Source organism: Sediminicola sp. 1XM1-17, from assembly GCF_037203765.1.
GTDB lineage: Bacteria > Bacteroidota > Bacteroidia > Flavobacteriales > Flavobacteriaceae > Sediminicola.
Genome location: NZ_JBBCAS010000002.1, coordinates 371,446 through 385,819, shown reverse-complemented (window position 1 = coordinate 385,819; position 14,374 = coordinate 371,446). Strand labels below are relative to the sequence as shown.

10 protein-coding genes are annotated in these 14,374 nt (G+C 39.4%); 6 read left to right on the top strand and 4 right to left on the bottom strand.

Translation table 11 applies throughout. From position 1 onward, the window contains the following. Positions 1-62 precede the first annotated feature (62 nt). Positions 63-1,322: an aminotransferase class I/II-fold pyridoxal phosphate-dependent enzyme gene (locus tag WAA86_RS04740; protein WP_337299835.1), complete on the top strand. Its 1,260-nt coding sequence runs from the start codon at positions 63-65 to the stop codon at positions 1,320-1,322. 69 nt (positions 1,323-1,391) lie between these two features. Here WAA86_RS04740 and WAA86_RS04735 read toward each other — a convergent pair whose 3' ends face one another. Together WAA86_RS04735 and WAA86_RS04730 are read right to left on the bottom strand one after the other, a co-directional pair. Beyond that, positions 1,392-2,513, bottom strand: a complete 1,122-nt coding sequence (locus tag WAA86_RS04735) for a GTP cyclohydrolase (protein ID WP_337299834.1) — start codon at positions 2,511-2,513, stop codon at positions 1,392-1,394. 111 nt (positions 2,514-2,624) lie between these two features. Further along, complete coding sequence (locus WAA86_RS04730; RefSeq protein ID WP_337299833.1) at positions 2,625-3,608, bottom strand: transporter; 984 nt, start codon at positions 3,606-3,608, stop codon at positions 2,625-2,627. 104 nt (positions 3,609-3,712) lie between these two features. Here WAA86_RS04730 and WAA86_RS04725 point away from each other — a divergent pair, with 104 nt between their 5' ends. Genes WAA86_RS04725 through WAA86_RS04710 form a run of 4 tightly spaced genes read left to right on the top strand, consistent with a single transcriptional unit; the run spans position 3,713 to position 9,176 of the window. After that, entirely contained in the window at positions 3,713-3,976 is a 264-nt protein-coding gene (locus WAA86_RS04725; RefSeq protein ID WP_337299832.1) for a DUF4834 family protein, read from the top strand. A gap of 21 nt (positions 3,977-3,997) precedes the next feature. After that, positions 3,998-6,433, top strand: coding sequence for a YfhO family protein (locus WAA86_RS04720; protein ID WP_337299831.1), 2,436 nt, complete (start codon positions 3,998-4,000; stop codon positions 6,431-6,433). Further along, a complete protein-coding gene (locus tag WAA86_RS04715) occupies positions 6,433-7,713 on the top strand; it encodes a glycosyl transferase family 1 (protein ID WP_337299830.1) in 1,281 nt (426 codons plus the stop codon). Before WAA86_RS04720 ends, WAA86_RS04715 begins: the two co-directional genes overlap by 1 nt. After that, positions 7,704-9,176 (top strand): oligosaccharide flippase family protein, encoded by a 1,473-nt coding sequence (locus WAA86_RS04710; protein WP_337299829.1) that lies wholly within the window; start codon positions 7,704-7,706, stop codon positions 9,174-9,176. Before WAA86_RS04715 ends, WAA86_RS04710 begins: the two co-directional genes overlap by 10 nt. A gap of 95 nt (positions 9,177-9,271) precedes the next feature. On the opposite strand, the gene WAA86_RS04705 is transcribed toward WAA86_RS04710, so the two are convergent. Further along, entirely contained in the window at positions 9,272-10,591 is a 1,320-nt protein-coding gene (locus tag WAA86_RS04705; protein ID WP_337299828.1) for a hypothetical protein, read from the bottom strand. A 126-nt stretch (positions 10,592-10,717) separates the two neighbouring features. Next, positions 10,718-13,495: an excinuclease ABC subunit UvrA gene (gene uvrA / locus WAA86_RS04700; RefSeq protein WP_337299827.1), complete on the bottom strand. Its 2,778-nt coding sequence runs from the start codon at positions 13,493-13,495 to the stop codon at positions 10,718-10,720. A gap of 247 nt (positions 13,496-13,742) precedes the next feature. Here uvrA and WAA86_RS04695 point away from each other — a divergent pair, with 247 nt between their 5' ends. Continuing rightward, positions 13,743-14,324 (top strand): RNA polymerase sigma factor, encoded by a 582-nt coding sequence (locus WAA86_RS04695; protein ID WP_337299826.1) that lies wholly within the window; start codon positions 13,743-13,745, stop codon positions 14,322-14,324. Positions 14,325-14,374 lie beyond the last annotated feature (50 nt).

Here is a 14,374-nt window from a genome sequence, read left to right as displayed (position 1 = left end):
AAAATAATTTATGAATCCTTGGTAAAAATCTATACTTTTGCCATCTAAACTAAGCAGTCTAAATGAGAGACTTATTTGATAGAATAATTGAGAATAAGGGACCACTAGGTAAGTGGGCTTCCCAAGCAGAGGGATATTTTGTTTTTCCGAAATTGGAAGGACCTATTTCCAATAGAATGAAATTCCAAGGTAAGGAAGTAATAACCTGGAGTATTAATGACTACCTAGGCCTTGCCAATCTACCGGAAATAAAAAAGGTAGATGGAGATGCAGCAGCTGAATACGGTGCTGCTTTCCCAATGGGTGCAAGGATGATGAGTGGACATACCGACTTTCATGAGCAATTGGAGCAGGAATTGGCTGCATTTGTGAACAAAGAAGCGGCCTATTTATTGAACTTTGGGTACCAAGGAATCTTGTCCACCATTGACGCTTTGGTTTCCAAGGATGATATCATTGTTTATGATGTGGATTCCCACGCTTGTATTATTGATGGAGTGAGATTGCATATGGGTAAGCGTTTTACCTTTAAGCACAATGATATTGAAAGTCTTGAGAAGAACTTGGAACGTGCCACCAAAATGGCCGAGCAGACAGGAGGAGGTATTTTGGTTATCTCCGAAGGTGTATTCGGAATGCGTGGGGAACAAGGGAAATTGAAAGAAATCGTAGAGCTCAAGAAAAAATTCAACTTCAGATTTTTGGTAGACGATGCCCATGGATTTGGAACGTTGGGAGCAACAGGTGCTGGTGCTGGTGAGGAGCAGGGGATACAGGATGGAATAGATGTATACTTCGCTACTTTCGCCAAATCTATGGCCAGTATTGGAGCTTTCTTGGCTGCAGATAAAGAAATCATCGATTATTTGAAATATAACCTTCGTTCACAGATGTTCGCAAAATCATTGCCGATGATTTATGTGAAGGGTGCCTTAAAACGATTGGATATGTTGCGAACCATGCCAGAGCTTAAAGCCAAGCTATGGGAAAATGTGGATGCACTTCAAAATGGACTTAAAGAAAGAGGATTTGATATTGGTACCACAAGTAGTTGTGTTACCCCGGTTTACCTTAATGGTAGTATTCCTGAGGCCATGGCCTTGGTGAAGGATCTTAGGGAGAACTATGGTATCTTCTGTTCTATAGTTGTTTATCCGGTAATTCCCAAAGGATTGATTCTATTGAGAATGATCCCTACGGCAACACACACCATGGATGATATCAATGAAACTTTGGAGGCTTTCTCTGCCATCCGTGAGCGTTTGCAGAACGGAACCTATAAAAGATTATCAGCAGCCGTTGCAGCAGCAATGGGCGAATAATTGCTAGTATTCATTAAAACAAAAAAATCCCATATTTAAGAATATGGGATTTTTTATTTGTTATCAGTGCTACTTTAAATCCTTTCGGAAAGTTTTACGGCGCTTGTACACCTTGGGGTCAAAGTGTTTCCATAATTGGCGAATGGCAACATTGTCCTCCAATTCTGGAGTCCTGTAACAAAATTCAATCCCCTTTTTGGAGAACGTTTTGTGATATTCGCTGAATATTACTGCGGTTACCCCCTTGTTCTGGTATTCCGGGTCCACCCCAATCAAGTAAAAAATTACGTCCTTACTCTGCTTTTTAGCCTTCAACAAATGGTAGATCCCAAATGGGAAAAGTTTTCCATTGGCTTTCTGTAGGGCCTCGGAGAAAGATGGCATCACAATTCCGAATGCAATGAGCTTGTCATCCTTGTCCAAAATAAATTTGATATACTCAGGATTTATAAAACTGATATATTTCTTTTTGAAATATTCCTTTTGGATGTCGGTAATGGGAACAAATGAAGAAAGTTTTGAATAGGTCTCATTGAAAAGATCGAACATCTTATCGGCCATGGGCATGACATCTTTGGTCTTGGTGAAATTAATAGCCTTGACCCCATATCTGCGCTGGACCAGTTCATTGGCTTTTTCAAAAAACTTGGGATCCGCATTGGAAAATGGGAATTTACTTTCTGAATATTCTTTTTCCTTAACAAAACCGAAATGCTCAAAATGGTTTACATAGTAAGGGTGGTTGTACCAGGTGATCATGGTGCCAATATGGTCGAACCCCTCCGTTAAAACACCTACCTTATCCATATTTGAGAAACCTACCGGGCCTTCCATATACTCCAGTTGATGTTGTTTGCCAATGTCGGCCACCTTGTCCAATAAGGCCCCAGAAACCTCATAGTCATCAATAAAATCAAACCAGCCAAAACGCATTTTGCTGACCTTTTGTTGATTGATCTCAATATGGTTGATAATGGCCGCAACGCGCCCTACAATCTGGTCACCTTTATAGGCCAAATAAAACCAAGCCTCGGCGTCCTTAAAGACGGGGTTCTTGGTCTTATCAAAAGAGGCTAGCTCATCGCTGATGATAGGGGGTACCCAATAAGGGGAATCTTTATAAAGTGTAAAAGGGAAGGTTACAAACTTCTTTAAGTCAGTTTTATTATTGGCTTCTTTTATCGTAATCATCTTATAAGTTTTCTATCGTCAATATTAGTGATATTAATCAATAGAATAAAATGACACTTCAATTATCGCTGTTATAGGATCAACCTATTTTTTGTCAGGGACTATTTTGGATTAGAAGTCAATTTCATCTTTCTTCTTATTTTTGTTTTTCTTCTTTTTGGATTTTTTCATTTTGCTGGAATTGATATTGCCATTCTCTCCACCATTTTGGTCCTCTATGGGCATCAATTCGTCCTTGTGCATATCCAATCGGTACGAAAAGCCGATCGTTCCAAATTGTTTGGATGGGGTATCTTTAAAATTAGTTCCGATATTAAGATCTGCCTGAAAATTCTCATGGAACAAATAAGCTACTCCCGTTCTTACAAGGGCATCGGCATAGCGGTCACTTTTAATCCCCTGGTGTTCCAAGAATACACTCCACTTGGGATTCCCCAAAGCATGGGATACCGATACGATGTAACTCATTTCAGGGAAATCCGTTCCTATTCTGTCATAGGCGATATTGGTTATAAGCACAAACCTTGAGGATAATCTGCTTTGGGTGGCTAACATGGCTTTGGGAGAAACCATAGGATCTCCGTAGTAGTACGGGTTTTCACCCAAAACAAAGTTGGCTCCGGCATAGATCGAGATTGCTGGCACCAAATTTTTCAGTTTAAATCCATGATTGGCTTTCCAGCTATAGAGGTTGGGCTTATTTCTTTCAGGATTTTTAAAGGGATCGTACAAGAGATATTTCACACCCAATCTGTTTCTGGTAAAATCCATTCTACTGTCCTCTATGTTCCTTTGGGTAAAGATGATATCTTCCTTAACATAAGAGCCCTCATAAATGATTTCCAATTGCTCAAAAAGAAAACCGTATCGCAGGGTAAGATCCGCTCCCAGGAAATCGGATTCAGTGAATAATTTGACATGTTCATCCCTTTCCATGGTAACCCCAATTTCTGCCTGTACCACATTCTTTCCAATTGCATAAGCTCCAAAGGATTGGCCTGGTCTATTGGAATTGATAACATCGGTATATTGTGAATTTATCGAAATGGGAAATAGGAAAAGAAATGTTACGGCAAGTACAAAGGGATATTTCATTGCGAGGAGGTTACTTAAAGGCATGTTTTTATTATTATTTTATGACTTTTACACTATGTATACAACGCTATAATTGTATTTTTGATATAAATATTTGAAATAATATGGGTTTGTTAAGAACGGTATTAATCATTCTGTTAGTATATTTCTTTCTTAAAATATTGGCTAAATGGTTTGGTCCGAAAATATTACGATACGCGGCAAAAAAAACCGAGCAGCATTTCCGGGAAAAATTTGGTGGTTTTTCCAATCAACCTACTTCCCATGAGGAAAAGGAGGGAGACGTCATCATCGAGAAAAATAAAGGGACTGCCTCTACCTCTTCCAAAAAAGTTGGGGAATATATTGACTTTGAGGAAATTGATTAATTAATACCATATCAACCAACCATGAAAATCGGCATTAAAGCGCTATTTATACATTTCTTTGTTCTTGTTCTATTTATTGTAGCTTCCCTAGCGTACTTCCACCCAGTCTTACAGGGAAAGAAAATTTTTCAATCCGATATAGCCCAGTATACCGGAATGGCCAAGGAACAGGCCGATTTTAGGAATACCAATGGAAAGGAACCTTATTGGACCAATAGTGCCTTTGGAGGGATGCCCACATATCAACTTGGGGCCAATTACCCCCATAATTATGTGAAGCAATTGGATGGACTGATCCGATTTTTGCCCAGACCGGCCGATTACCTATTCCTGTACTTCATAGGTTTTTATATTCTATTGTGCTGTATGAAGGTAGATTACAGACTATCTGCCCTAGGCGCTCTTGCCTTTGGTTTTTCTACTTATCTGATCATTATTTTAGGGGTGGGACATAATGCCAAAGCACACGCTATTGGCTATTTACCGATAATTCTTGCAGGTATCATCCTAACTTTTAGAAAAAAATATATTTGGGGCTTTATTCTTACCGCCTTGGCCATGGCTCTTGAGGTAAGTGCCAATCACTATCAAATGACCTATTATTTCATGTTGTTGGTATTGGTTGTGGGAGCTACCTATCTCCTTGATGCGATTCAAAATAAAACCTACAAGAATTTCTTTATTTCCCTAGGTATCCTAATAGGTGCTGTTTTCTTGGGTATTCTGGTCAATGCCACAAGTCTAATGGCAACCAAAGAATACGCCGATTGGAGTACCAGGGGCAAAACGGAGCTTACGATCAACCCCGATGGATCCCCTAAAGAGAGTACCAGTGGCTTGGATAAAGAGTACATTACCCAATACAGTTATGGTATTGCCGAATCCATGAATTTATTTGTACCTAGATTGTTTGGAGGTTCCAATAGTGAAGACCTGGGCACGGAATCCAACGCCTATACCTATTTGACCAATCAGGGATTGTCTAGGTCCAAGGCCTTGGAATTTTCCAGTGGTCTACCGCTATATTGGGGGGATCAGCCCATTGTGGCCGCCCCTGCATACATTGGGGCCATTGTATTTTTTCTATTTATTATGGGCATTTTCCTGGTTAAGGGTAGGACCAAGTGGTGGCTCGTAGGAGGTACCATCATGGCCCTCTTACTTTCATGGGGCAAGAATTTTGGTTTGTTGACCGACTTCATGATCGAGTTCTTTCCGCTATACGATAAGTTCAGGGCAGTATCTTCCATACAAGTAATCTTGGAGTTGTGTGCCCCAATCTTGGCAATAATGGCCTTGGTGCAATTATTTAAGCCTTCCTTGGACAAGACCAAAAAGTTGAACGCCTTAAAAATTTCTTTTTTAACGGTTCTGGGCTTTGTGATCCTATTGTTCCTATTCAAGGGTACATTTGATTTTGTTGGACAAAGTGATGATACTTACAGACAATATTTTGGTGACGAAATTATGACCATGATACAGTTGGACAGGGAAGCTGTTTATATCAGTGATTTGATCCGATCTTTGGTTTATGTCCTTTTGGCCGCCATCGCCCTTTGGTTGTACCTCAAGGAGCGCATCAAAGAAAACCTATTGACGGTGGCCCTTGGAGTACTAATTATAGTTGACCTTGTAGGTGTTGATCTACGATATGTGAACGAAACTGATTTTGTCAGGGCAAGGGAAATGGAAGAACCTTTCCAGGAAACTGCCATGGACAAACAGATAGCAAAAGATCCGGGAATATTCCGAGTGTATGATCCTTCAGAGGGTTTAAATGGAGCGAGAACTTCCTACTTTCATCAATCGATCGGAGGGTACCATGCAGCAAAACCTGCCGCTCTACAGGAATTATTTGAGTTCCATGTGTACAAGAACAACATGCGTGTGCTGAATATGCTCAACGTAAAGTATGTGGTGCAGCAAGATGAAGAGGGCAGGGATTATCCAGCTCTAAATCCTTATGCCAATGGAAATGCTTGGTTCATAACCGATCTGATTTCTGTAACAAGTGCCAACAAAGAGATGCAAGCCTTGGATAGTTTGGATGTTGTGAACGAGGCGGTTTTTAATAAGAATGATTTTCCAAATATTGCACCACGTTCCTTTCCTAAGGATGCTTCGGCAACCATCAAACTTGTAGACTATAAACCCAATCATTTGACCTATAGGTCTATCAGTTCCGAGGATGCTTTGGTCGTTTTTTCTGAAATGTATTATGCTAACGGCTGGCATGCCTATATCGATGGGATCAAAACTCCTCACTTTAAGGTGAATTATATCCTTAGGGCCATGAAAGTGCCTGCAGGAAACCATAAAATTGAATTTAAATTTCAACCTGAAGTGATAGAGACCGGGGGAACAATTACCTTGGCAAGCTCAGTTCTTTTAGGCCTGTTCATCTTAGGAGGTATCGGCTTTTCTTTATGGAGTTCCCGTAAAAAGGAAGAAGCGTAATGAAAAAGGCGCTAATCATCACTTATTATTGGCCACCCGCTGGAGGACCTGGCGTACAGCGATGGTTGAAATTTGTAAAGTACCTTAGGGAATTTGATGTTGAGCCCATTGTTTATGTTCCGGAGAATCCTCATTATCCAATTGTTGATCCCAGTTTTGGAAACGAAATTCCTGAAGGGATAAACATATTAAAACAAAGGATATTTGAGCCTTATCAATTGGCAAGCCTTTTTTCAAAGAAGAAAACCAAGAGAATTAGTTCAGGCATTATTCAGTCAACCGATCAATCCATAGTAGAGAAATTACTGCTATGGATCCGAGGAAATTTATTTATTCCGGATGCACGAAAATTCTGGGTGAGGCCTTCTGTAGCGTATTTGCAGGAAGTGATAGAAAAGGAGGGTATAAGGACGGTAATCACGACAGGGCCACCCCACAGTGTCCATCTGATCGGGATGGAATTAAAATCCAAGAATGACTTGCAATGGATAGCAGATTTTAGGGATCCGTGGACTTCCATAGGGTACCATAAAAAACTAAGGCTTACGAAAGGTTCACAAGTAAAACATCGCCAATTGGAATCTGAAGTACTCAATAGTGCCGATTGTATTGTGGTCACCAGTAAAACCACCAAAAAAGAATTTTCCCTGATTACGGACAAACCAATACAGGTCATTACCAATGGGTATGATGGAGATGGAAAACATATTGAACAATTGGACGATAAGTTTACCATTTCACATATTGGTTCCTTGTTAACCGGAAGGAATCCTGAGTCGTTATGGCAAGCAATAAAAGGGCTAACCGAAGAAAATTCCGAATTTAAGAAAAAGCTTGAGCTAGAACTGATAGGAGTAGTTAGTGAAGATGTACTACAATCTATTTATGGTCATGGTCTTGAACCTTATGTGAGATTGATTGGTTATATTTCACATGATGAGGCCGTAAAAAAGCAACAAAGTTCACAGCTATTGTTATTGGTGGAAATAGATAGTGAGGAGACCCAAGGAATAATTCCCGGGAAGGTTTTTGAATATATGAAGGCAAAACGTCCTATTTTAGGTATTGGTCCACAAAATTGGGAAGTGGCCGATATGATCGCGGATACCAATTCGGGGAAGGCGTTTAGTTATAATGAAAGTACTGGGATCAAGGAACAACTTGAGGTATGGTTTAAGTCATATCAAAAAAATGAGCTTCATGTGAAAAGTCGGAATATAGAACAATATTGTAGGCGGGAGCTTACTGGCAAATTAGCGCAGCTTATTGGATGGGAATAATCTTTAAACAATCTTTTAAGAATACCTTGGTAACCTATCTAGGGTTTGGGGTGGGTGCCATAAACACCCTATTTCTATATACCCGTTTTCTTACCGATGAATATTACGGCCTCGTTGGGGTTATACTATCCACTTCTGCCATTCTCATGCCATTGTTGGCCTTTGGGGTCCCAAATACCCTGGTAAAATACTATAGTTCCTTTGAGGACAAAAGAAGTGCTGACGGATTTCTAACCTTGATGTTGATCCTGCCACTTTTTTTGATTATTCCGGCCACTGCGATCACGTACGTTGGTTATACCGTGATTGGAGATTTTCTATCCAAGGAAAATCCAATTGTGAAAGGTTATGTGTGGTATATATTTCTGATCGGGTTTTCCATGGCCTATTTTGAAGTCTTCTATGCTTGGGCTAGAATACGGATGAAATCTGTATTTGGAAATTTTATGAAGGAAGTATTCGCTAGAATAGGAGTCACCATTTTATTGTTCCTGGTATTCTATGAACTTATTTCCATTGAAGTATTCTTAAAGGCACTGGTAGGGGTTTATTTGTTGCGGACTATTCTGATGAAAATTTATGCCTATCGATTAAGAATGCCAAATTTGATCTTCTCATTTCCCAAGTCAACACCAAGAATAATCAATTATAGTGCGCTAATTATTCTAGGGGGTTCCGCTTCCGTTATTTTGTTGGAAGTAGATCGGTTTATGATCAACCAATTCATTCAAATTGAAAATGTCGCCTATTACAGTGTGGCCATTTTTATAGCCACAGTTATCGCCGTACCTGCAAGGTCCATGCACCAGATAGCCTATCCTTTAACTGCGGAATTATTGAACAAGAAGGATACATTAGGTATGAAAAAGCTATATGAGAAAAGTTCCTTGACGCTGTTTATTGTTTCGGGCCTTTTGTTTGTCCTGATCATCTTGAACCTTAATGATCTTTATTATTTATTACCGGAAGCCTATAGAGGCGGATTTGTAGTGGTCCTATTAATTGGATTGGCCAAAGTATATGACGCCTTATTGGGAAACAACAATGCTATTTTGTACAACTCAGATTACTACAGGGCCGTATTGGTGATGGGCGTACTCTTGGCCGTACTTACTATTTTGTTCAACTTATGGCTGATCCCAAAATACGGAATCAATGGTGCTGCAATTGCAACATTTATTGCAATATTTATATATAACACCATTAAACTGGCCTATGTGAAAGTAAAATTGGGCATACAGCCCTTTACATCAGAAACAATAAAAGTTTTAGCACTCTTGCTCTTGGTCATAGCATTGTTTGTTTCCTTGAGATTCGCTTTTCACCCGATTGTAAATATTTTTTTAAAAGGCACCTTGATCACCCTGTTTTACGTGGGTGTACTTTACCGTTTTCGAATATCGGAAGATGTCTATGGCGTACTTTCCAAATATCTCAAGCGGAAGGATGATAGGGCTAAGTAGTGGATTGATGTAACTTCAATTTAAAAATAAAAACCCCGCGTCAATAAAATTGACGCGGGGTTAAACAACTAACTAACCAACCTAAAAACTATTTTTTAAAAATCTCTGGAACTCCTACCTCTAGAACTGGTGGTGGCTGAACCACTTCTTCTATTGCTGGTGGAAGCTTTCCCAACGCTTTTGGGAGCAGAGGTCCTGGACGATACCTGTGAACTTCTAGAATTCCGAGAACCACTGGGCTTCGAAGAAACCGACTTTTGGGTTCTTGTGGTAACCGTTCTGCCAGCATCTCTTCCCTCCGGTTTTTTGTAAGAAGTACTGGTCCTGGTAACTGTTGTGTTCCTTGGAGACCTAGATACTTCCCTTTTAGTTACAGTTCTGTTAACCGCGGGCCTGGATGATCTGCTCTCGCCACTATTTCGGTCAATATTTCTTTTAGCATTATAATCAGATCTATCTGTTCTATTGGAATTACTTTTTCTTGAATAATCCCCATTTCGTCTGGAATCATAATCATCTCTATCCGATCTGTTGGAATTACTTTTCCTAGCATCCTTATTATTGCGTTTAGAATCATCATCATCATCTCTTTCCCAATCTCTATTCGATCTACTGTAAGTATTGTTCCTTGAATAATCAACACTACGTCCTTCGCTTCTTCTGATAACGTTGCCTGTAGTCCTGTATCCATCATTTCTTCTGGAATGGTTATCTCTTGCTACAACGCGCCTATCGTTCCTGTACACATCAGATTTTCTGTAATGGTCTTTTTTGTACTTGTGCTCATATCCAAATTTCGCATATGATCTTCTATAGTTGTTGTAATATGGCTTGTAATACGTGTATCGTACGGGTTCATAATATCTTCTATATGGTCTGTTATATACCAAGCATAATCCTACCGCTGGTCTAGCAAAATAGTTGTGAAAAGGCCTGTATACGTAATATCTATTGTAAACATTGATGAATCCGGTATGATGGCTGTATACCCCGTTTCTGTTATAGTAAACATATAAACCACCCAATCTATTTACTCGTCCCCGGTTATAGGATATATCTACATTGCCTACTTGGGTTACCCTTCCGTAGTAATCATAATATATAGGAATGTTCTCTACCTGGATTACTGCTCCATAATCATCGTACTGTACATATGGGTTGTAATCATAACCAGAGTTAAAGGTAATACTGGTATTTCTAAAGTTCACATTGGCGCTTACCCCAGCTCTATCATCAATATAAAAGTCGAATTCTCCGTCTGGGTATACCGAAAACGTAATGCCATCTTCAACAAAAATAAAGGAGTTGTTGTAATTATAAGCATTGCGTATTGCAACCTTATCTTCTACCGTAACAGCCATGGCATTGGAAGCACCAAAAATCAACGCTGTAAAAAGGAGTACTAAGTTTTTCATGATATAAGGTTTTAAAGTTCGGAATGTAATTATTTACATTTGATAACCTTATTTCAAAGAGTGTGCCAAAAAAAATCAAACACACTTAAGTATTTGATTATAAGTAATATAAAATTAAATATAAGATTATAACTTCTCCTTAAGATATTTGGCGGTGAAAGATTTTTTATTGTTCGCAACCTCTTCCGGTGTGCCCTGGGCCAATAACTGACCTCCTTTATCTCCTCCTTCTGGTCCCAGATCAATAATATAGTCGGCACACTTGATCAGATCTATATTGTGTTCTATAACCACAATGGAGTGTCCCTTGGAAATTAGGGCGTCAAAGGATTTGAGCAATTTTTTAATATCGTGAAAGTGCAGCCCGGTGGTAGGCTCATCGAAAATAAAGAGCGCCTTTTCCTTGGTACTTCCTTTCACCAAAAATGAAGCGAGCTTAATACGTTGTGCTTCCCCTCCGGATAGGGTAGAGGACGACTGTCCAAGGGTTACGTAACCCAACCCTACATCCTGTAAAGGTTTTAGTTTACCCTCTATTTTTGACTGCTGATTCTTTTCAAAAAATTCAATGGCATCATCGATGGTCATATTCAGTACATCGTCAATATTGACTTCTTCGAACTTAACTTCTAGTATTTCTTTCTTAAATCTTTTTCCGCTACATACGTCGCATTCTAGATGAACATCGGCCATAAACTGCATTTCTACAGTTATTTCACCTTCCCCCTTACATTTTTCGCAGCGCCCGCCATCAACGTTAAATGAAAAGTGTTTGGCCTGGTAGCCCCTTAATTTACTGAGCTTTTGATTTGCGAATAAATTACGGATATCATCATAGGCCTTGATGTAGGTAACCGGGTTGGATCGTGACGACCTTCCTATCGGATTCTGGTCTACGAACTCTACATGCTTGATGGACGAATAATTCCCTTCTACTTCAGAATACTGTCCGGCTTTTTGCCCATAGCCTCCCACTTCCTTCAATACTATGGGGTACAATAAGTTTTTTACCAGGGTACTCTTCCCACTACCGGAAACTCCAGTGATTACTGTAAGTACATTTAACGGGAAGGTAACGTCTATATTTTTGAGGTTATTTTCCCTAGCGCCACTAATATGAATATGGTTTTTAAATTTCCTTCTTTGTTTGGGAACTTCTATGGCCATGGACCCATTGAGGTATTGGGCAGTCAATGAAGAGGAATTTAAAATATCCTGCATGGTACCATGAGCCACTACATGACCACCATGCGTTCCTGCTTCCGGTCCTATATCTATTACTTCATCTGCGGCCTTCATAATATCCTCATCGTGTTCTACCACAATTACCGTATTGCCCAAATCCCGTAATGATTTCAAAACGTCGATCAGGTTTTCAGTATCTTTTGGGTGTAATCCTATACTGGGCTCATCCAATATATACATGGATCCTACAAGGCTACTGCCCAATGAGGTGGCCAAGTTGATACGTTGGCTTTCCCCTCCGGATAGGCTGTTCGACTTTCTGTTTAGGGTGAGGTAGGTGAGACCAACTTTGTTCAGGAATCCCAACCTGCTTTTAATTTCTATCAAAAGGCGTGATGCTATCTGTTCGTCATGTTGGCTCAGTGAAAACTCATCAAAAAACTGTATCAGTTTGGTAATGGGCATTTCAACAAGTTCCGAAATGGATTTACCGGAGACTTTGACGTAATCTGTCTCCTTGCGTAACCTGTTCCCTTTGCAGAGGTTACATTTGGTCTTGCCCCTATATCTGGACAACATGACCCTATTTTGGATTTTATAACTCTTTTCTTCCAAGGTTTGGAAAAACTTATCGATACCAATAAAATGCGAATTTCCACTCCATACCAATTGTTTTTGCTCATCACTCAATTGAAACCAAGGTTTGTGGATGGGAAAATCAAACTTGTATGCAGCATTCACCAATTGATCCCGATACCATCCCATACTTTCCCCTCTCCATGGAAAAATGGCATTTTCATAGACCGATAGGGAGGTATTTGGAATTACCAGATCCTCATCGATACCAATTACGTCCCCATAACCTTCGCATTTCGGGCATGCTCCGTAGGGGTTGTTGAAGCTGAACAAGTGTACATTGGGCTCTAGGAACTGCATTCCGTCCAGTTCAAATTTATTGCTGAAATGGACTTGTTCACCACTATCCAACTCTTCTATGATACATGCCCCTTTGCCCTCAAAAAAGGCCGTATCAATAGCATTTGCCAATCTATTGTAAAAATCCTCATCGTCCTTGGTGATGATTCTATCCACAACTAGATCAAATTCACGGTCAATTTCGGTAATGCTATCGTCAATACGAATTACCTCACCTTTATATTTGATCCTTGCATATCCTTGTTTGGAAAATAGCTGGAGGGATTTAACGGGATCCCTATCTTTTTTTATCTGAACAGGCGCCAAAAGAATTAACTTTTTTCCCGCTTCATAATTCTTTATATGATCTACCACATTGGTAACGGTATGCTTCTTTACCTCCAAACCGGAAATAGGGGAGATGGTCTTTCCAATCCGGGCATATAATAGTTTAAGATAATCATAGATTTCCGTAGTGGTCCCTACTGTTGATCTGGGATTGGTAGAGTTTACTTTTTGTTCTATAGCGATGGCCGGAGCGATTCCTTTTATATAATCCACTTTGGGCTTGTCCAATTTGCCCAAAAATTGCCTGGCATAGGAAGAAAGGGATTCAACATACCTCCTTTGACCTTCGGCATAAAGGGTATCAAACGCCAAACTTGATTTCCCAGAGCCGGAAAGCCCTGTAATGACAACCAGCTTATTGCGCGGAATAACAACGTCGATATTTTTGAGGTTGTGCAATTTTGCACCTTTGATGATTATATTTTGCTTTGGATTGACATCTAAAATCGTTGACATACGCTAATTTAAGGCTGCAAAGATACGATATGTCCTTTTTAATAACTACAATCCACACTTTAACATCACTAATTGGGCAGATCACAACAATGTTTTTTTATAAGCTCTTCTTTTTTATATATTTGAATTGTAATTAATAACTATATAGGCCTATACAGAAAAATTACTTTTTAGAATTTACCTAAATAACTAGAAGTCCTTTCCGAAAGGGGAGGCCCCTAATTTTAACCAAAAAAAAGTAATTTGTATGGAACTACAGATTGATGACTCAGTATTAGTAAGGGATTATATTGCCGGAAACGAAAAGGCATTGGAAATCCTGATAAACAGACACAACCAACGAATCACCAGCTTCATTTACTCTAAAGTATTGGACAGGGATGTAACAGAGGATATCTTTCAAGATACCTTTATCAAAGTGATCAAAACCTTAAAAAAAGGATCCTATAGTGAAGAGGGTAAATTTTTACCCTGGGTAATGCGTATCTCGCACAACCTAATTATAGATCACTTTAGAAAGAACAAAAGAATGCCGATGTTCGAAGGTAGTGACGACTTTAATATTTTCTCCGTCATAGGTGATGACAAATTGAATGCTGAAAAGCAACTGATCAAGGATCAAATAGATACCGACCTGAGAATTCTTATCGAAGAACTTCCAGATGATCAGAAAGAAGTACTTCTAATGCGTATCTATAAGGATATGAGTTTTAAGGAGATATCGGAAAATACAGGAGTAAGCATAAATACGGCATTGGGAAGAATGCGTTATGCCCTGATCAACATGAGAAAGATCATAAACAAACATAATATCGTTTTAACGAATTAATCTGCAATAGGTCGTGTAGAACAATATTTCCAATAATGTGGCGTTATCTT